Annotated in this window: 19 protein-coding genes; 3 read left to right on the forward strand and 16 right to left on the reverse strand. The window is 68.9% G+C overall.

What is annotated here, in order from left to right:
- Nucleotides 1–3: 3 nt before the first annotated feature.
- The 9 genes from AC2FAN_RS09895 to AC2FAN_RS09935 form a co-directional block, all read right to left on the reverse strand.
- Nucleotides 4–948, reverse strand: a complete 945-nt coding sequence (locus tag AC2FAN_RS09895; protein ID WP_485173606.1) for a 2-hydroxyacid dehydrogenase — start codon at nt 946–948, stop codon at nt 4–6.
- Entirely contained in the window at nt 945–2270 is a 1326-nt protein-coding gene (gene deoA / locus AC2FAN_RS09900; RefSeq protein WP_485173608.1) for a thymidine phosphorylase, read from the reverse strand. The genes AC2FAN_RS09895 and deoA overlap by 4 nt, the downstream gene beginning before the upstream one ends.
- The gene (deoC, locus tag AC2FAN_RS09905; protein ID WP_485173610.1) at nt 2271–3029 is read right to left on the reverse strand and encodes a deoxyribose-phosphate aldolase; all 759 of its coding nucleotides are present in this window, start codon (nt 3027–3029) and stop codon (nt 2271–2273) included. It lies immediately after the preceding gene.
- A 3-nt stretch (nt 3030–3032) separates the two neighbouring features.
- Nucleotides 3033–3845 (reverse strand): purine-nucleoside phosphorylase, encoded by an 813-nt coding sequence (locus AC2FAN_RS09910; RefSeq protein ID WP_485173612.1) that lies wholly within the window; start codon nt 3843–3845, stop codon nt 3033–3035.
- Between the two features lie 39 nt (nt 3846–3884).
- Nucleotides 3885–4295, reverse strand: coding sequence for a cytidine deaminase (locus tag AC2FAN_RS09915; RefSeq protein WP_485173614.1), 411 nt, complete (start codon nt 4293–4295; stop codon nt 3885–3887).
- A 1-nt stretch (nt 4296) separates the two neighbouring features.
- A complete protein-coding gene (locus AC2FAN_RS09920; protein ID WP_485173616.1) occupies nt 4297–5271 on the reverse strand; it encodes an ABC transporter permease in 975 nt (324 codons plus the stop codon).
- A 208-nt stretch (nt 5272–5479) separates the two neighbouring features.
- The gene (locus AC2FAN_RS09925) at nt 5480–6580 is read right to left on the reverse strand and encodes an ABC transporter permease (RefSeq protein WP_265051095.1); all 1101 of its coding nucleotides are present in this window, start codon (nt 6578–6580) and stop codon (nt 5480–5482) included.
- Complete coding sequence (locus tag AC2FAN_RS09930; protein ID WP_265051094.1) at nt 6577–8100, reverse strand: ABC transporter ATP-binding protein; 1524 nt, start codon at nt 8098–8100, stop codon at nt 6577–6579. The genes AC2FAN_RS09925 and AC2FAN_RS09930 overlap by 4 nt, the downstream gene beginning before the upstream one ends.
- A gap of 31 nt (nt 8101–8131) precedes the next feature.
- Entirely contained in the window at nt 8132–9133 is a 1002-nt protein-coding gene (locus AC2FAN_RS09935; protein WP_265051093.1) for a BMP family lipoprotein, read from the reverse strand.
- Nucleotides 9134–9300: 167 nt separating this feature from the next.
- Between AC2FAN_RS09935 and AC2FAN_RS09940 the strand changes: the two genes are divergently transcribed.
- Entirely contained in the window at nt 9301–10083 is a 783-nt protein-coding gene (locus AC2FAN_RS09940; RefSeq protein WP_265051092.1) for a HesA/MoeB/ThiF family protein, read from the forward strand.
- Nucleotides 10084–10222: 139 nt separating this feature from the next.
- Here AC2FAN_RS09940 and gshB read toward each other — a convergent pair whose 3' ends face one another.
- From gshB to rsmI, 3 genes are all read right to left on the reverse strand, one after another.
- Nucleotides 10223–11161: a glutathione synthase gene (gene gshB, locus AC2FAN_RS09945; RefSeq protein WP_265051091.1), complete on the reverse strand. Its 939-nt coding sequence runs from the start codon at nt 11159–11161 to the stop codon at nt 10223–10225.
- 70 nt (nt 11162–11231) lie between these two features.
- A complete protein-coding gene (locus tag AC2FAN_RS09950) occupies nt 11232–11627 on the reverse strand; it encodes a YraN family protein (RefSeq protein ID WP_265051090.1) in 396 nt (131 codons plus the stop codon).
- Entirely contained in the window at nt 11624–12532 is a 909-nt protein-coding gene (gene rsmI / locus AC2FAN_RS09955) for a 16S rRNA (cytidine(1402)-2'-O)-methyltransferase (RefSeq protein ID WP_265051089.1), read from the reverse strand. Before rsmI ends, AC2FAN_RS09950 begins: the two co-directional genes overlap by 4 nt.
- 184 nt (nt 12533–12716) lie before the next feature.
- Between rsmI and AC2FAN_RS09960 the strand changes: the two genes are divergently transcribed.
- Entirely contained in the window at nt 12717–13922 is a 1206-nt protein-coding gene (locus AC2FAN_RS09960) for a penicillin-binding protein activator (protein ID WP_265051088.1), read from the forward strand.
- Nucleotides 13923–14054: 132 nt separating this feature from the next.
- Here AC2FAN_RS09960 and AC2FAN_RS09965 read toward each other — a convergent pair whose 3' ends face one another.
- Both AC2FAN_RS09965 and AC2FAN_RS09970 read right to left on the reverse strand, forming a co-directional pair.
- Nucleotides 14055–14690, reverse strand: a complete 636-nt coding sequence (locus AC2FAN_RS09965) for a thioredoxin family protein (protein ID WP_265051087.1) — start codon at nt 14688–14690, stop codon at nt 14055–14057.
- A gap of 29 nt (nt 14691–14719) precedes the next feature.
- Nucleotides 14720–16888, reverse strand: coding sequence for a protein-disulfide reductase DsbD family protein (locus AC2FAN_RS09970; RefSeq protein ID WP_485173621.1), 2169 nt, complete (start codon nt 16886–16888; stop codon nt 14720–14722).
- 188 nt (nt 16889–17076) lie between these two features.
- Here AC2FAN_RS09970 and AC2FAN_RS09975 point away from each other — a divergent pair, with 188 nt between their 5' ends.
- Entirely contained in the window at nt 17077–17925 is an 849-nt protein-coding gene (locus tag AC2FAN_RS09975; protein WP_485173623.1) for an SDR family NAD(P)-dependent oxidoreductase, read from the forward strand.
- Between the two features lie 131 nt (nt 17926–18056).
- On the opposite strand, the gene AC2FAN_RS09980 is transcribed toward AC2FAN_RS09975, so the two are convergent.
- On the reverse strand, nt 18057–18833 hold the full coding sequence (locus AC2FAN_RS09980; protein ID WP_476805404.1) for an ABC transporter ATP-binding protein: 777 nt from the start codon (nt 18831–18833) through the stop codon (nt 18057–18059).
- Nucleotides 18809–19492, reverse strand: a complete 684-nt coding sequence (locus tag AC2FAN_RS09985; RefSeq protein WP_476805443.1) for an ABC transporter permease — start codon at nt 19490–19492, stop codon at nt 18809–18811. Before AC2FAN_RS09985 ends, AC2FAN_RS09980 begins: the two co-directional genes overlap by 25 nt.
- Nucleotides 19493–19513 lie beyond the last annotated feature (21 nt).

The raw sequence follows: 19513 nt of genomic DNA on the forward strand, positions 1-19513 counted from the left end.
CCCTCAGTAGCCGCGCGCCGGATCGACCACGTGCTGGAGCGGCTCACCTGCTTCCAGCCGCCTGATCTGCGCCGCGATCAGCGAAGCGATCGCTTCCGGCTCCGACATCGCCGCGTTATGCGGCGTGATCGTCACGTTCGGCTGGGCCCAGAGCGGGGATTCGACCGGCAAGGGCTCGGTCTCGAAGACGTCGAGCGTCGCGCCCTTCAATGCCCCGGTTTCGAGCGCGGCGAGGATATCGGCTTCCACTTGCAGGCCACCGCGACCGGCATTGATCACGAACGGGCCGCCGAGGCGGCCATCCCGCGCGAGCCCGGCGATCAGCTCGGCATTGATGATCCCACGCGTGTCGGGCGTGAGCGGCACGAGGCAGACGAGGATGTCGGTGCGCGCGAGAAAGGCCTTCATGCCGTCCTCACCGGCAAAGGTCGGCAGGCCGTCGATCGTCTTGGTCGAGCGGCTCCAGCCGGCGACGTCGAAGCCGACAGCCTGCAATTTGCGGGCGGCGTCCTGTCCGAGTTCGCCCAGACCCATGATGCCGACGCGCACCGAGCGGGCGGCCGGCTGATTGCGGTCGTCCTCCCAGAGCTTCTGCTGCTGCTGGCTGATGTAGCGATGCTGCTGGCGCAGATACATCAGGCAATGCAGCACGACATATTCGCTCATCCGCGTGGTCAGGTCGGGATCGACGACGCGGGCGATCGGCACCGGCGGCAGCTTGTCGTCGGCGAAGAGGAAATCCACGCCGGCGCCGAGCGAGAAGATCGCGCCGAGATTGGGCAGGCCGGTCAGGCTGCCGGCCGGGTGCTTCCAGCTCGCGACATAATGCACGGCGCGGCGGTCGAAGGGCTCGCCGAGGACCACGACCGGCATGTCAGGCAGAAGCGCCTGGAACCGCGCACGCCAGTCCTCGACATGCCAGCTCGTCATGGCCAGAAGCAAACTCATGCCGAAAACCTCTCCGTGATCCGTTCCGCGACCAGGGCGCCGCGCGCCGCACCCTCTCCGATCCGATAGGCCTTGCGCAAGCGCGCGCTTGCCGCGGCGAAGCCTGCCTCGTCGCGGGCGTGGACGATGCCGAGTGGGCGGTCCGGGCCCGTATTGTCGCCGATCCCGGCCAGCTCGACTATGCCGACGGCATGGTCGATCGGGTCCTGCGGGCGAACACGGCCGCCGCCGAGCGCGACGACCGCAAGCCCGACTGCGCGGGTGTCGATCGACGCGACCGTGCCGGCGCTCTCGGCGAAGACCGGCTTTGCGATCGGCGCGGCTGCCAGATGCTTCTCCGGCGCTTCCAGCAGATCGGCCGGCCCGCCGAGCGCCACGACCATCCGGGCGAAGCGTTCGGCGGCAGCACCCGAGGCGAAAGCGCCCTCGATCCGCGCGCGGGCGGCGTCGAGATCGGCGGCGAGGCCGCCGAGCAGCAGCATCTCGGCGCCGAGCGCGACCGTGACCTCGTGGAAACGTGGCTCGCGCCGGCGCCCGGTGAGGTGATCGAGCGCATAGGCCACCTCGAGCGCGTTGCCAGCGGCCGAGGCGAGCGGCTCGTCCATATCGGTCAGAAGCGCGTTCGTGGGCAGGCCGGAATCGTTGGCGACGCTGACCAGGGCCTGCGCCAGGGCCTGCGCCTTGGCGTAGTCCGGCAGGAAGGCGCCGGAGCCGAATTTCACATCCATGGCGAGGCCGTGGAGGCCGGCAGCGAGCTTCTTCGACAGGATCGAGGACACCAGCAGCGGAATGGTCTCCACCGTCGCGGTCACGTCGCGGATGGCATAGAGCCGCTTGTCGGCGGGGGCGAGATCGGCGGTCTGGCCGATGATGGCGCAGCCCGCCTCGCGCACCACCTTGCGGAACAGCGCCACGCCCGGCTGCGTCACATAGCCCGGCACGGCATCGAGCTTGTCGAGCGTGCCGCCGGTATGGCCGAGGCCGCGCCCCGAGATCATCGGCACATAGCCGCCGCACGCAGCCACCGCCGCAGCGAGCGGCAGGCTCACGGTGTCTCCGACGCCGCCGGTCGAGTGCTTGTCGAGCGCCGGGCCGGGCAGGTCGTCCCAGCGCAGCACCGTGCCGGAATCGCGCATGGAGAGGGTGAGCGCGACGCGCTCCTTCTCGTTCATGCCGTTGAAATAGACCGCCATGGCGAAGGCCGCGGCCTGGCCCTCGCTGACCGAGCCGTCGGTCAGCCCGGCGATGATCTGGCGGATATCGGCATCGGGCAGCTCCGCGCCGTCGCGCTTGGCGGCGATGATTTCCTGGGTCAGGCGCATTCAGTAGCTCCCACGCGGCGTATCGGACGCCGCGCCACCGATCGTATCGAGGAGCGCGGTGTAAAGACCGCTGGCGCCGAAGCGGAACGTCCCGGGCGTCACCCAATCAGGACCCATCATCGCATCGGCGAGGTCGAGATAGCTCTTCGCATCGGCCAGCGTGCGGATGCCGCCGGACGGCTTGAGCCCGATTGGGCGCCCTGCCGCGGCGATGACGCCGAGCATCACGCGCGCGGCCGGGATGCTGGCCGAGCGCGGCGTCTTGCCGGTCGAGGTCTTGATGAAATCGGCACCTGCGGCGATGGCGAGCTCGGACGCCTCCCTCACCTTGTCGAGATCGGGGTATTCCCCGGTTTCGAGGATGACCTTCAGCAGCTTGCCCTCGCAGCGCATGCTGATGTTGCGGATCATGGCGCCGGCCGCCGTGGCCTGCCCGGCCAATACGGCGCGCCAGGGCAGGACCAGGTCGATTTCGTCGGCACCGGCTTCCAGCGCCGCTTCGGTCTCGCGGATCACGGGTGCGATCGGCGTGTCGCCATCGGGGAAATTCACCACGGTCGCGATGCGGACAGTGCTGCTGCCCAGCGCTTCACGCGCCGTCGCCACGAAGCGCGGCCAGAGGCAGACCGCCGCCACCGGCACCGGGCCCGAGACGGCGCGACGACAGAGATCGCGGGCGCCCTCCTTGGTGGCATCGTCGGCGAGATCGGTCAGATCGAGCAGCGCAAGCGCGCGCCTGGCGAGAGCGGCTTCCGACATGGCCTAGAGCTCCGAAAGAAAGGCGCGCAGCAGGCGCCGCAGCGAGCGCGAGGCCATGGCGGCGACATCGCGCGTCTCAGTGTGATGCGGAGCGCCGCCGTGAAGGCCCGCGCCCATATTGGTGACGATGGAAAGCGCCGCGACCCGGATATCGTGACGCCGCGCCAGGATCACCTCTGGCACGGTCGACATGCCGACGAGGTCCGCGCCCAGGGTCTTGGCCATGCGGATCTCGGCCGGCGTCTCGAAGCTGGGGCCTGAGAACCACATATAGATGCCCTCGCCGAGCGGCACGGCCGCATTCGCCGCCGCCCGCTTCAGGCGCCCGCGCAGCAGCGGGTCATAGGCATCGACCATCGGCACGAAGCGGCCATCGCCCCTGTCGCCGACCAGCGGATTGGGGCCGTTGAGGTTGATATGATCGGTGATGAGCGCGAGGCTGCCGGGACGCATCTCGGGCGACAGCGAGCCCGCGGCATTGGTCAGGATCAGCGGCGGCGAGCCGAAAGCGGTGAGCAGGCCAAGCGGCACGCGCATCACGGCGGGATCGCCGCCCTCGTAATAATGCGCACGGCCCTGATAGATCAGCACCTTGCGGCCGAAGAGCGTACCGTAGCAGAGCTGGCGGGCATGGCCGGACACCGCGCCCTGCGGAAAGCCGGGAATGTCGGCATAGGGAATGCAGACCCCGTCCTGCACGTCCTCGACGACAGAGCCGAGCCCGGTGCCGAGCACCAGCGCACATTCGATCGGCCCATCGACGCCCTTGTCGATCAATGCTGACGCCGCCGCGTCGAAAGCCGGATCGGCCGCCATCAGATCGTCTCCCCTGGCCGCCAGAGCGGCCGTCGCAAATCACCGCGGCAAATTGGCCGGTCCGAAGGAGGCTGGCAACAGCTCCGCCAGGGTGAAACGCGCGCGGATGCCCTCGGGTCCGGCGATCTCCACGGGCGTTTCGGGCATGGCGAATTCGCGGATGCGCTGGCGGCAGGCGCCGCAGGGCGTGACGAGCTCCGGGCCCTCCCCGAATATGACGATGGCGCGGATCGCCCGGCCGCCGGCCGCGATCATCGCGGCGATGGCCCCGGCCTCGGCGCAGGTGCCCACGGGATAGGCGGCATTCTCGACATTGCAGCCGGCATGGACCGAACCGTCATCGGCCAGGAGCGCAGCGCCGACCTTGAAGCGGGAATAGGGCGCGTAAGCACGCGGCTGCACGGCGGCCGCGGCGGCGAAGAGGACATCGAAATCGGGTTCGGCCGGCAACTCAGCGTTCCTTGACATAAGGCAGGCCCGAGGCCTTGGGCGGCGTCGACTTGCCGATGAAGCCGGCGAGCAGGACGATGGTCATGACATAGGGCAAGGCCTGGATCGCTTCCACCGGAACCAGCCCGATGCCCGGCAAGGTCACGCCCTGGAGACGGATCGCGATGGCATCGAGCAGGCCGAAGAGCAGGCAGGCGCCGAGCGCCGGCCAAGGCCGCCAATTCGCGAAGATCACGGCGGCCAACGCGATGAAGCCGCGCCCGGCCGTCATATGCGGCAGGAAGCCGGCCGATTGCGCAACGGCGAGATAGGTGCCGCCAATGCCGCAGAGCAGGCCGCAGATCGCGACGGCGCCATAGCGCAGCCGCGCGACCGAGATGCCGGCCGTATCGACCGCCGCCGGATTCTCGCCGACGGCGCGGATCCGCAGGCCGAAGCGCGTGCGCTTCAGGACAAGGGCCGTGACGAGTACGCAGAGGAAGGCGAGATAGGCCGGTGCGGCATGGCCGGAGATGAATTCGTCATAGAACAGGCCGAGGACCGGGACGTGCTCGCGCGCCCAACCGGCGAAGGGCAAGGTCAGCTCGCCGAAGCGGGCCGGGCCTTCGAGCGAGGGCGTGCGCCCGCCCTGCCCGAACCAGGCGTTGCCGAGGACCACGGTGAGGCCCGCCGCCAGCATGTTGATGGCGACGCCGGAAACGATCTGGTTGCCGCGCCAGGTGATAGCGGCGAAACCATGAACCAGCGCGAGTGCCAGCGCCGCGAGAATGCCGGCGCCCAGCCCGATCCAGGCCGAGCCCGTGACGAAGGCCGCGACCGCCGAGGCGAAGGCGGCGACCAGCATCTTGCCCTCGAGGCCGATATCGACGACGCCTGCGCGCTCCGACCACAGCCCCGCCATCGCCGCGCAGATCAACGGAATCGACAGGCGGATCGTCGAATCGATGATGACGGCGAGCGTCTGGATTGGGTCCATCAGGCGGCTCCCAACGTGACGCGAGGAACCTCTCCCGTCATTCCGGGGCGACCTGCAGGGTCTAGCCCGGAACCCATGACCACAGGACTGGATCGCCGAGGCGAAGCGGCGTCTCCGAAGCTCCTTTCGGGGAATTTCGGCGGATATGGGTTCCGGGCTCTTCGCTGCGCGAAGCCCCGGAATGACGCGGAGGATCCGAGCCCGATCATCAGCCTTCCTGCCCCGACCGCAATGCGCCCGCGACCAGCCGGCGAAAAAGCCCGTCCAGCGCGCCGGCGAAGAGGATGAGCACGCCGCCGATCACCACCACCATGTCCCGGGTGATCGTCGGCTTGTCGAAGGAGAGCTCGGCGCCGCCCTGGTAGAGTACGCCGAAGAGCAGCGCGGCGAGCCCCACGCCGACCGGGTGGCCGCGGCCCATCAGGGCGACGGCGATGCCGACGAAGCCGTAGCCGGCGGTGAAGTCCAGAACGAGCCGGTGCTGCACCCCGAGCGCCTCGTTGACCGCAAGGCCGCCGGCGAGCGCGCCCGAGATCGCCATCGCGATCATCGTCACGGCGGCCGGCGAGATTCCGGCATAGGCGGCGGCGCGCGGATTGGCACCGACCGTGCGGATGGCGTAGCCGAGCCGGGTGCGCCAGATCAGCAGCCAGACGGCGAAGAGCGCCATCAGCGCCAGCAGGAAGGCGCTGTTGAGCGGGGTCGCCGGCAGCTTCAGGCCGAACGGCGCGAGAAGCTGATGCATCGGCGTCAGCACGGCCTGGGCAGGAAAATCCACCGTCTCCGGCTGCATCGAGCCGGGCTTGCCGATGATTTCGCGCAGCAGGTAGACGATCAGCGTCGCGGCGACGAAGTTCAGCATGATCGTGGTGATGACGACATGGCTGCCGCGCCTGGCCTGGAGCCAACCGGGGATGAAGGCCCAGAACGCCCCGCCCGCCGCCGCGCCCAGGATCGCCAGCGGAACGGCGAGGAAGCCCGGCGCCCAGGACAGGCCGAGGCAGGTGATGGCCATGGCGATGCCCGCCGCCGTCGCCTGCCCCTCGCCGCCGATGTTGAACAGGCCGGCATGGAAGGCGACGGCGACGGCCAGGCCCGTGAAGATGAAATTCGTCGCGTAGTAGAGCGTGAAGCCGATGCCCTCGGCGCTGCCGAGCGCGCCGCGCAGCAGGAGCGCCGTGGCTTCCAGCGGATTCTCGCCGATGCCGACGACGACAAGCCCGGCGACGAGCAATGCGGCCGCGACCGAAACCAGCGGCACCAGCGCGACATCGGCCCAGCGCGGCAATTCGACCGGGGCGGCGCTCATGCGGCCTCGTCCGTCACGCCGGCCATCAGCAGGCCGAGATCGCGCTCGTCGGCGGCTTCGGCGGCGCGCTCGCCGGTGATCCGGCCGCCGCACATGGCGATGATCCGGTCGGAAAGCGCCATCACCTCTTCCAGCTCGACGGAGACGAGCAAAATGGCGACGCCGGCATCGCGCAATTCGATCAGCCGGCGATGGATGAACTCGATCGCGCCGATGTCGACGCCGCGCGTCGGCTGGCCAACCAGAAGCACCTTCGGGCGCCGCTCGATCTCGCGGGCGAGCACGATCTTCTGCTGGTTGCCGCCGGAGAACTTCGCGGTCCTCAAGGCGGGATCGGGCGGGCGCACGTCGTAAGCGGCAAAGGCCTCGCGCGCATGGGCCTCGATCCTGGCCGGCGACAGCAGCGGGCCTGCCCCGAAGGCAGGATCGTGCTGATAGCCGAGGATCGCGTTCTCGGCCGCCGAGAAGGCAGTGACGAGCCCGCTGCGATGCCGATCCTCGGGGATGTGCATCAGGCCGAGTTCACGCAGCTTCGCGGGCTGCCGGTCGGCGGCAGCGAGGATCCGACCATCGAACCGGACGACCCCACGATTCGGCTGGACCAGCCCGGCGAGCACCTCCAGCAATTCGCTCTGGCCATTGCCGGCGACGCCGGCGATCCCGACGATCTCGCCTTCATGCAGGGTCAGGCTGACATCGCGCAGGGTTTCGGTGCCGCGCGCATCCTGGCAGGAGAGGCCGACGGCCTCCAGAACCGGCGCGCCGCGCTGGCGCGGCGGCTTCTCGACGCGCAGCAGCACGCGCCGGCCGACCATCGCCTCGGCCAGCGCCGGCGGCGAGGTCTCGTCCGTGCGGACATGCGCGACCATCTCGCCGCGTCGCATCACCGAGACGGTGTCGGTGACGTCCATGATCTCGCGCAGCTTGTGGGTGATCAGGATCACGGTCTTGCCCTGCGCCTTGAGCGCGCGCAGCAGGGCGAAGAGCTGGTCAGCCTCGGGCGGGGTCAGAACCGCCGTCGGCTCGTCGAGGATCAGGATGTCGGCGCCACGATAAAGCGCCTTCAGGATTTCGACGCGCTGCTGCAGCCCGACCGAGAGTTCGCCGACGATGGCGTTGGTATCGATAGCGAGGCCGTAATCCTGCGAGAGTTTGGCGAGAGCGGTGCGGGCCTTCCCGAGACCGCCCTTGAGGAAGGCGCCGCCCTCGGCACCGAGGACGATGTTCTCGACCACGCTCAGCGTCTCCACCAGCATGAAGTGCTGGTGGACCATGCCGATGCCGGACGCGATCGCGTCGGCCGAGGAACGGATGCGCCGGGGTTCGCCGGCGATCCTGATCTCGCCGGCATCGGCTTCATAGAAGCCGTAGAGGATCGACATCAGCGTCGACTTGCCGGCGCCGTTCTCGCCGACGATGCCGTGGATCGAGCCCGCGGCGACCGAAAGCGACACATCCCTGTTCGCCGCGACGGAGCCGAAGCGCTTGGAAATGCCGACCAGTTCGATCGCGGGCGGCAAGGGCGCCGGGTTCAATGCGGAAGCCCGCGCCTCACATCGTGCATTTCTGGTCGGACATGTAGTCGTGGACCTTCACGGTGCCGGCGATGATGTCAGCCTTGGCCTTGTCGGCCGTCGCCTTCATCTCCGGCGAGATCAGGCTCTTGTTGCTGTCGTCCAGTGCCCAGTCGATACCCTCCTCCTTGAGTCCGAGCACCGAGAGGCCCGGCTTCCAGGAGCCGTCGCGGGCGGCCTTGAAGGAGTTGTAGGCGGCGACGTCGACGCGCTTCAGCATCGAAGTCAGCACCTTGCCGGGATGGAGCGCATTCTGGTTGGAGTCGACGCCGATACCGAGCTTGCCGGCATCCGCGACGGCCCGGAGCACGCCGATGCCCGTGCCGCCGGCGGCGTGATAGACGACATCCGCGCCGCGATCGATCTGCGACTTGGCGAGCTCGCCGCCCTTGACCGGGTCGTTCCAGGCCGCCGGCGTCGAGCCCGTCATGTTCTGGAAGATCTCGGCATCGGCCTTGCCCGCCTTGACGCCCTGGACATAGCCGCAGGCGAATTTGCGGATGAGCGGGATGTCCATGCCGCCGACGAAGCCGACCTTGCCGGTCTTCGACGCCATCGCGGCGAGCAGCCCGACGAGATAGGAGCCCTCATGCTCCTTGAAGACGACGGACTGCACGTTCGGCAGATCGACCACCATGTCGATGATGGTGAACTTCAGGTCCGGGAACTCGGCCGCGACCTTCTGCAGGGCGGTCGCCTGCGAGAAACCGACGGCGATGATCGGCGAATGGCCATCGCGCGCGAAGCGGCGCAACGCCTGCTCGATCTGGGCGTCGTTGGTCGGCTCGAAATCGCGGAACTCGACGCCGGTCTCCTTCTTGAACTTGTCCGCGCCGATGAAGACGCCCTCATTGAAGGATTTGTCGAACTTGCCGCCCTTGTCATAGACGACGGCAGGCTTGATCGGCTGCTGTGCCAGCGCCGCCACAGCCGAAAGCGCAACGCCGGCCAGCGCCGCCGCAAAAGAACCAACACGCATCGAACCGATCCCCTGTCATAGCCGGGTGCCGTTATCCGGCCCTCGATGAGGATACGATGGCATGGCTCGGCGGCGTGGCCAAGCTCCCGGAAGGTCATGCGCTTTGCCAAACGCCTCAGCCATCATGGCGATTGCCGAGGAGCCGCCATCGGCCTTACGCTCCCGCCATGATGCTGAACGATGACGAGATCGAGCGCTATGCCCGCCATATCGTCCTGCCGGAGATCGGCGGGCCGGGCCAGCAGCGGCTGAAGAATGCCCGCGTGCTCGTCGTCGGTGCCGGCGGGCTCGGCGCGCCGCTGATCCAGTATCTGGCGGCGGCCGGCGTCGGGAAGATCGGCATCGTCGACGACGATATCGTCTCGCTCTCGAACCTGCAGCGCCAGACGATCTTCACCACGGAGGACGTCGGCGCCCATAAGGCGGTGGTCGCGGCCCGCTTCGTGCGCAACCTCAACCCGCATGTCGTGGTCGAGGAGCACGTCACGCGGCTCGATCCGCACAATGCCCGCGCGCTGATCGCCTTCTACGACGTGGTGGCTGAGGGTTCCGACAATTTCGAGACGCGCTATGCCGTTTCCGATGCCTGCTTCCATGAGCACAAGCCGCTCGTCATGGGAGCGCTCGGGCGCTTCGACGGCTCGCTGACCACGGTGCGCGCCCATGAAACCGGGCCGGACGGGCGCCCGAACCCGACCTGGCGCTGCCTTTTCCCGGAAGCGCCGCCGCCCGGCGCGATCCCGACCTGCGCCGAGGCCGGGGTGCTCGGCGCGCTGCCGGGCGTGATCGGCTCGCTGATGGCGCTCGAGGTCGTGCGCGCCGTCACCGGCTTCGGCGAGCCGCTCGTCGGCAAGCTGCTCCTGCTCGATTCGCTGACGATGCGCTTCGAGACGCTGCGCTATGGCTGGGACGAGGCGAACCCGCTGAACGGCAGCGGCAAGGCGGCCTGATTCTTCGGAAACCCTCCCCGTCATCCCGGGCGACCGAAGGGAGACCTGGTATCCATCGTAGGGCGAGGCGCTCCAGGATGGATCCCGGATCGACGCCGCTACGCGGCTTGTCCGGGATGACGGCGCGGTGTTGGAAACCTCAGCGCTTGCTCTCGATCACATCGAAAAGCTGCGCCGCCAGATCCGGGCCGCCGAGCTTCTTGATCGCGCGCACGCCGGTCGGCGCGGTGACGTTGATCTCGGTCAGCTTGCCGTGGATCACGTCGATGCCGACGAGCAGCAGGCCGCGCTCGCGCAGCGTCGGGCCGATCGCCTCGCAGATCGCGAGCTCCTGCTTCGACAGGTCGGTCGGGCGGGCCGCGCCGCCGCGCACCATGTTGGCGCGGAGATCGCCGACGGCTGGCACGCGGTTGACCGCGCCTGCCGCCTTGCCGTCGATCAGGATGATGCGCTTGTCGCCTTCCGAGACCTCCTTGATGAAGCCCTGCACCACCCAGGGCTCGCGGAAGAGGTTGCTGAACAGATCGAAGAGCGAGCCGAAATTCGGATCGCCCTTGCCGGTCTTGAAGACGGTCGCGCCGCCATGGCCGTAGAGCGGCTTCATGACGATCTCGCCGTGCTCGTCACGGAAGGCCTCGATCTCGGCCTTGTCGCGGGTGATCAGCGTCGGCGGCATCAGTTCGGGGAAATGGGTGACGAGGATCTTCTCAGGCGCATTGCGCACCGAGGTCGGGTCGTTGACCACCAGCGTCTTGGGGTGGATGCGCTCCAGCATATGCGTCGTGGTGACATAGGCCATGTCGAAGGGCGGGTCCTGCCGCAGCAGCACGACATCGAGCGTCGAGAGGTCGACCTTCTCCTCGGTTCCGGCCGTGAAATGGTCGCCCTCGACGTCGCGCACCGTGACCGGGCGCATCGGCGCGGTGACCTTGCCGTCGCGCATCGAGAGCTTGTCGGGCGTGTAGGTGAAGAGCGTGTGGTCGCGCGCCTGCGCTTCCAGCATGAGGGCGAAGCCGGTGTCACCGGCGACCCGGAGGCGTTCGATCGGGTCCATCTGGATGGCGACGTTCAGGCTCATGACAGGCTTCCTGTTGCAGCCGGCTCTTATCGGGCCGCGGGCGGGGTTCCCGCAAGTGGGTGGCCTTGCGTCACAGGACAAGCGCGAAAGCGGCGGGCACATGGCGCGGCCGGCGCCAGGGCGCCAGAAAGACCGCATCGGCGCGCAGATGATGCCCGCTCGCCCAGGCATTCCGTGAGAGCCAGTGCCGGATCCGGCGCTCGACGAGACGTTGCTTCTCCGGCGTGATCGCGAGCATCGCCATGTCGAGATCAGCGCGCGCCTTGACCTCGACGAAGGCGACGGTGCGACCGCGTTTCATCACGAGGTCGATCTCGCCGCCCTTGCCGCCGAAACGGCGTTCCAGCAAGCGATAGCCCTTCAGCGTCAACCAGAGGATGGCGAGCCACTCGGCGCGGCGGCCGGTGAGACCGGAGCGTTTTGCCTTGCGGCTGCGCCTGCCCGGATCGGCCGCCGCCCCGCTCACGGATCGCTGCGGGTGAGTTCGAGGGCGCGGGCATAGACCTTGCGCCGCGGCTGGCCGGTTTCCGCGGCGACCTGCGCGACGGCCTCCTTCAGCGAGACCTTGGTCAGCGCCACCCGCAGCCGCTCATCGATCACATCGTCGGTCGGGACGAGTTCGGTGGCGCCGGGCGGGCCGATGATCACGACGATCTCGCCACGCGCCTCCTCCTCGCCATCGTAATGGGCGGCGAGCTCGGGAAGGGTGCCGCGCCTGACCGTCTCGTAGAACTTGGTGAGTTCGCGCGCGACGGCGCCCGGCCGCGCGCCCAGCACGGCGGCAGCGTCAGTCAGCATCTCGGCGAGGCGGCGGGGCGATTCGAAGAAGACCAGCGTGCCGGGAATGGCGGCGAGTTCGGTCAGCCGCGTGCGACGTCCTCCCGATTTCGGCGGGAGGAAACCCTCGAAGAAGAAGCGATCGGTCGGCAGCCCCGCCAGCACCAGCGCCGCCAGCACGGCGGACGGGCCGGGAATGCCGGTGACCGGCAGGCCCTCGGTGACGAGTTCGGCGACGAGCTTGTAGCCGGGGTCCGACACGAGCGGCGTGCCGGCATCCGAGATCAAGGCGAGCTTGCCGCCCTCGCGCAGCTTCGCCAGCACCCTCGGGCGCATCTGCGCGGCATTGTGCTCGTGATAGGGCAGGAGCGGCGTCGAGATGCCGTAATGCGCCAGCAGCGTCTTCGAGGTGCGGGTGTCCTCGGCCAGGATCGCATCGGCGGCGGCGAGCGTCGCGAGAGCCCGGAACGAGATGTCGCGGAGGTTGCCGATGGGGGTCGCGACGATGTGCAGGCCCGGCGCCAGCGGCTCTGCCTCGGCCCTCAGGCCGAAAGCGGTATAGCTGGGAGGGCGGGCGGCGGCATCGTTAGACATGGCGCCACGCTGCCACAGCTGCGGCAGCCGCGCCATGGCACAGCGTCACGCTGCGTGTGCAACCCATAGTTAACAACTTGAAAATAGGATTCCGCACTGGCACGAGTCCATCGGGGGCAAAGTTTCCGCTGGAACTCATCGACGGGCGCGCGTTTGCCGACCCGGCCACGACTGGAGATCGCCCGTGTTGCACCATCGGCACTTCGCACCGGTCCTGCGGTTCAAGGCGCGGGCGCTTGCGGTTTTCCTGCCGCTCGCGCTGGCCGCCTGCAGCGGCGGCACCTCCGGCCTGCCCGGCTTCGATTCGGGGACGCCCGCCCCAGGCGCGGCACCGACCGGGCAGACCATCGGCAACGGCAAGGTCAAGGTCGGGCTCATCCTGCCGCTGACGGCGGAAGGGCAGGGTGCCGTCGTCGGCAACTCGCTGAAGAACGCCGCCGAGATGTCGCTGGCGGAGTTCCCGAACGCCGACCTCACGCTGCTGGTCAAGGACGATCGCGGCACACCGGAAGGCGCCCGCGCCGCCGCGCAGGAGGCCGTGTCGGAAGGGGCCGAGCTGATCATCGGCCCGCTCTTCGCGCCTTCGGTGCAGGCCGCCGGACAGGTCGCGCGCGGCGCCAACCGGCCGGTGATCGCCTTCTCCAGCGATTCAAACGTCGCCTCGCGCGGCATCTACCTGCTCTCCTTCCCGCCGGAGAACGACGTCAACCGCGTCATCGGCTATGCCAGCCAGCAGGGCCGGAAGTCGTTCGCGGCGCTCGTGCCCGATACCGCCTACGGCAAGGTGGTCGAGGCCGCCTTCCAGCAGGCCGTCGCCAGCCGCGGCGCCCGCGTCGCCGCAATCGAGCGCTTCGGCTCCGATCCGGCCTCGATGCGCGCCGTGGTCCAGCGCCTGATGCCGTCGCTGCAGCAGGCGGATGCGCTGTTCGTTCCGGCCGCCGCCGACACGATGCCGGCGCTCGGCCAAGCCCTGCAGGAGGCCGGCTACAACCCGGCCAAGGTCAAGCCGCTCGGCACCGGTGTCTGGAACGATGCCGGCATCGCTCGCGTCCCGGCGATCCAGGGCGGCTGGTTCGCCTCGCCCGACACCGCCGGCTTCAATGCCTTCGCCGGCCGCTACCAGCAGCGCTTCAACAGCGCGCCGACCCGCACCGCGACGCTCGCCTATGACGCGGTCTCGCTGGCTGCGGCGCTGGCGCGCACGCAGGGCTCGCAGCGCTTCTCGGAAGCCGTGCTGACCAATGCCTCCGGTTTCGCTGGCGCCGATGGCGTCTTCCGCTTCCGCCCGGACGGGCAGGTCGAGCGTGGGCTCGCGGTGCTCGAACTGCGCAACGGACAGATCGTCACGATCAACGCCGCGCCGCGCGATCTCGGCCCGCGCTCGCAATAGGCGGCCGACAGGACACCGTCATTCTCGGGCGAAGCGGAGCGCAGACCCGAGAATCTCCGGCAGGAAGAGACTCGGGAGCCTCTCTCGGTGTGAGATGCTCGGGTCGAGCCCGAGCATGACGGCAATGAGCGATCAGCTCAGCGGCGCGTATTTCACCACGCAGCCATAGGCCTTGGTGCTGGCCTCCGAGACCGGCTTGCCGGCCTTCAGCTCGGCGACGGCCTGGCGGACATAGCTCTTCGCGCCGGTGAGGCTCGAAGCGGAGGAAGAGGGCTTGTCGTCGATCGCGCCCATATAGGCGAGCGTGCCCTTGGGATCGATGATGTACATGTGCGGCGTGGTCTGGGCGCCATAGGCGCGCGCCACTTGGCTCTTCGGATCGAGCAGGACGCTGGCGGGAGCGGCGTTACGCTGGGCCGTCAGCTCCCTGGCCTTGGCGGCTTCGACATAACCCTGCTCGCCGACAGGCGAGGAGATGACGGAGAGCCAGACGATGCCGTCCTTCGCCATGTCCTTCTGCAGCGTCTGCATCGTCGCGCTGTTGTAGTGCTTCCGGACATAGGGGCAGTCGTGGTTGGTCCATTCGAGGATCACGGTCTTGCCCGCGAACTCCGAGAGGTTGCGGGTCTTGCCCTCGGCATCCACCGCCTGGAAGGCGGGGGCGGGTGCGCCGACCTTGGCTGCGCCCTGCGCGAAGGCGACGGCCGGCATGGCCAGACCGGCAACGGCGAGGCCGGCGATGAAAGTCTGTCTGGTCAGGCTTTTCATGTCTGTCTCCCTGGTTGAACGATAAAAGGTCACGGCGTCGCCGCGGCGGTCTTCGCATCCCGGCCCGCCGCGCGCTGGGCGGCCGCGATCACGGTGTCCGACGTCAGGAGCTGCGGCAGAACCTCCGCCTGCGCGTCCTTGCGGGCCGGATAGAACAGATAGAGCGGCACGCCGGCCCGGCCCTGCTCGGCGAGCGCCTTGGCGATCCGCGCATCGCGATTGGTCCAGTCCGCCTTCAGATAGACGACGCCGAACTTGGCGAAGGTATCCTTCACCTCCTGGCGCGAGAGCGCAACGCGTTCGTTCGCGAGGCAGGTGATGCACCAGGCCGCCGTGAAGTTGACGAAGACGGGCTTGCCCTGCGCCTGCAACGCCGCGACACGCTCCGGCGACCAGGCCTCGATATCGCCGGCGCGGGCTTCCGTCGTGGCGGCCGGCACGGCGTTCTGCAGCGTGAACCAGCCGGCGCCGAGCACGACCAGCGCCGCGAGCACTGAGCCGAAGACGCGGCGGGGCAGGCCGCCGCGGGTGACGCCGATGAGCCAGACGACGAAGCCCGCCGCCAGCACCGCGACCAGCGCCGCCAGCACGCCCTGCGGGCCGGTCTGCACCGAGGCGACCCAGATCAGCCAGATCGCGGTCGCGAACATCGGGAAGGCGAAAGCCTGCTTCAGGACGAGCATCCAGCGCCCCGGCTTCGGCAACAGCCTGAGCAGTCCGGGCGCGAAGGAGAGCGCCAGCACCGGCAGGGCGAAGCCGAACGCCAGCGCCATGAAGACGGAGAGCGCGACTGCCGGCGCTTGCGTCACCGCATAGCCCATCGCCGCGCCCATGAAGGGCGCCGTGCAGGGCGTCGCGACGACGACCGCCAGAACCCCGGTCATGAAGGCGCCGAAGCGGCCGCCGCTGCTGGCGAGGCCATCGCCGAGGCCCGCGACCGAGCCGCCGATCTCGAAGGCGCCGAGCAGGTTAAGGCCGATCAGCACCATCACCACGGCGAGCGCGATGACGAGCGGCGGCGACTGGAGCTGGAAGCCCCAGCCGATGCTGCTGCCGAGCGCACCCAGAGCGATCACGGTGCCGGCGAGCGCCATGAAGGTCAGCAGCACGCCGCAGAGGAAGAGCAGCCCCTGCTCGCGCACGGCGCTGCGGCTGGCATGGGCGAGCTGGGCGAAGCCGAGCGCCTTGATGAACAGCACCGGCAGCACGCAAGGCATCAGGTTCAGGATCAAGCCGCCGGCAAAGGCGAAGGCGAGCGCCGCCAGGAGGGTCAGGTCCGCACCCTCGGCGGGCGGCGGTATGCGCACCACGGCCGGGCGCGCCTCTGCCGTGCCGGCTCCGGCCGCCGTGACCAGCGCCGGGTCGGCATCGGCGGCGAGTGTGACCGCCCTGGCCTCACCGTTCTCGCGGAAGGTCAGCACGCCGGTCACCTCCGGCTGCTGCAGCTTGAAGGCACCGGAGCGGACCAGCGTCAGCACGGGTTTCTCGCCGGTGGCGAGAGGCTGATCGGCCGCATGCTCGATCAAGGTATCGGAAATGGGGAAGAAGCGCAGATCGCTCATGCCCGCCGGCAGGCCCGGCAGCTCCAACGTGAGCTTCTCGGCCTCGCCGCGGAGCTTGCCGCGGAACGAAGCCGGCTTCGGCAGGGCTGACCGTGCGGCGTCGATCCGGGCCTGCGCCGGCTCATCGACCACGCTCGCCGGGCCGATGGGTAGATCGAGCGTGAAGGACCCTTCCTCGGGGATGCAGATCTTCTCGCAGACCAGCCAGGTTGCCTCGGCTTTCAGCGTGAAATTGTCGCCGGGCTTCGCATCTGCCGGCACGGTGACCTCCACCGGCAGCAGCACGGTGCCTTCGAAGCCGAAATTGACCAGCGGTTCGACCCGGATCGCGCTCGGAGCCGGCCACTGGATGTCGCCCGCCTTGGCACCGGCGGGCAATTCCCATTCGATCCGGGTCGGCTCGCCGGAATCGCCGGGGTTGAGCCAATAGGTGTGCCAGTGCGGCGCGAGCTTCTGCACCAGCGCCACCTGGAAGCGCTCGCCCGGCGCGACCGTGTCGCGGCTCGACAGCAAGGTCGCGGTCACGCGCGGCGATGTGACCGGGCTCGATTCCGCCGCATGGCCCATGGCGGGAACCAGCAGAGCGAGACCGAGCAGCGCGTCGCGCAGAAACCGGTTCATCGAATGGCGCGGCATGATCCTGTGGCGATCCTTCAAAATATCCGTATCCCTGCCGCAAACGGCGGCGTCATGCCAATGACAAGGCAGTGAGGCAGCTTCGGGACCCTGCCCGCACCGCGAGCCTGCGTCAGCGCGCCATGATGTCGCCGCGCCCTGTGCCTTAGCTCCGCGCTCCCTTGTCCGAATCGCGAAACGTGAAGCCCATGACCAGCCATCCCGCTCTCGCCGCCTCGCATGTCGCCGTCATCACCGGCGGCGCCTCCGGGATCGGCTTCGCCGCTGCCCGCGCCTTCGCCGAGCGGGGCCTGAAGGTCGCGATCGCCGACAGGGACGCCGATGCGCTGAAGGCGGCCGGGCAGGTGCTGGCGACGCTGATCGGCGACGACAACGTCCTCGCCCTGCAGACGGATGTCTCCCGCCGGGACGAGATCGCGCATCTGCACGACGAGGTCATCGCCCGCTTCGGCAAGGTGCATGTGCTGATGAACAATGCCGGCATGCAGGTGAGCAGCACGATCTTCGGGCCGCTGGAGAACTGGGAGCGTACGCTCACCATCAATCTCGGCGGCATCGTCGCTGGCACGCAGATCTTCGGCCCCGGCATGATCGCCCATGGCGAACCGGCTGTGATCATCAACACCGGTTCGAAGCAGGGCATCACCACCCCGCCCGGCAATCCCGCCTATAACGTCTCGAAAGCGGGAGTGAAGGCCTTCACCGAGGCGTTGCAGCACGAGCTGCGCAGCACGGAGGGCTGCAAGGTCGGTGCCCATCTGTTGATCCCCGGCTTCGTCTTCACCCCGCTCACGGCGCGCGGACGCGTCGAGAAGCCCGACGGCGCCTGGACGCCCGAACAGACGGTCGACTTCATGCTGGAGCGGATCGAGGCCGGGGACTTCTACATCCTCTGCCCGGATGGCGAGACAAACCGCACCCTCGACGAGAAGCGGATGGCCTGGGCGATGGGCGACATCATCGAGAACCGCCCGCCGCTTTCGCGCTGGCACAAGGATTACGGCGAGGCGTTCAAGGTGTTTCTGGCGGAGGGCTGACGGCAGCAGCCCGCATTGGCCGTCATGCTCGGGCTCGACCCGAGCATCTCAGGACAGAAGGGCGCCCCTTCCTGCAAGAGATTCTCGGGTCTACGCTCCGCTCCGCCCGAGAATGACGGCTGCGGCACGTCTCAGATCGCGGCACCGTCCGCGACGATGTCGGCGCCGAGGCCCTGGCGGACGGCCCGGACGATCTCCGCCTCGGCCGCCGCGCCGCGCTTGCGGGGGCGGGCCGCATCGATGCGGTGCTCGGCGATGATCTGGCCGGGCGCGCCCGAGAGGATCACGACCCGGTCGGCGAGATAGGCGGCCTCGTCGATGTCATGGGTGACGAAGAGCACGGTCTTGCCGGTGCGCTGCCAGACGCGGATGAGCTCGTCCTGCAGATTCTCGCGGGTCAGCGCGTCCAGCGCTGAGAACGGCTCGTCCATCAGCAGGATCTCCGGCTCGACCGCGAGCGCGCGGGCGAGCGAGACGCGCTGGCGCTGCCCGCCCGAAAGCTGATGCGGCCAACGCTGGGCGAGCGGGCTCAGGCCGACGAGATCGAGCATCTCACCCGCCTTCGCGAGGCGCTCCCCGCGCGAAGTGCGCCCCTCCAGGCCGAAGCCGACATTGGAGACGACCTTGCGCCAGGGCAGCAGGCGCGAATCCTGGAAGACCAGCGCGACCGGGCGGCGCGTCTCATCCTTCGCGTTGATGACGACCTCGCCGCCGCTCGGCTTCGCCAGGCCGGCGATGACGCGCAGCAGCGTCGACTTGCCGACGCCGGAGGGGCCGACGATGGCGAGGAACTCCCCGCGCCCGACCGAGAGATCGAGCTTGCGCAGCACCTCGGTCTGTTCGCCGTCGCGGGTGAAGGTCAGGGACAGGCCCTTGATCTCGATCACGCTTTCCAACGCAGCACCCATTTCTGGAAGGCGACGAAGCCGGTGTCGAGCAGGCCGTAGAGCGCCGCCATCGTCAGCATGTAGACGACGACGATATCGGTCGCGAGCAGGCTCGAGGCCTGCATCATGCGCTGGCCGACACCGGCGACGCCGAAGATCTCGGCCGCGACCACCGCCATCCAGGCCTGGCCGAGCGCGGTGCGGAAGCCGACGAGGATGCCGGGCATCGCCGCCGGCAGCAGGATCTTGAACAGGCGCTGCCAGGGGGAGCGGAAGCCGAAGGCGTCGGCGACCTCGACGAGATCGCGATCGACGCCGCGGATCGCGCCCTGCGCGGCGAAGAAGACGATCCAGAACACGCCGATGGCGATGATGAAGACCGCCGCGCCCGGCGTGACGCCGAACCAGATGATGGCGAAGGGCACCCAGGCGAGGCCGGGAATCGGCCTGAGCACCCGCACGACCCAGGCCGTCGCCTCCTCGGCGATGCGGGACATGCCGATGAGCACGCCGAGTGCGGTGCCCAGCCCTGCCCCGACGAAGAGGCCGACGAAATAGTGCCAGAGCGAACCCAGTATGGCCGAGAGCCAGGCGCCGGAGGAAACCTCGCGCATGAAGGCCTTCGGCAGCGCGCTCGGCGGCGGCAGGAAGGCCGGGTTCACCAGCCCGAAGTAAGGCATCGCCTCCCAGAACAGCAGGAA

Source organism: Allobosea sp. RIT-PG3_2 (assembly GCF_057321085.1).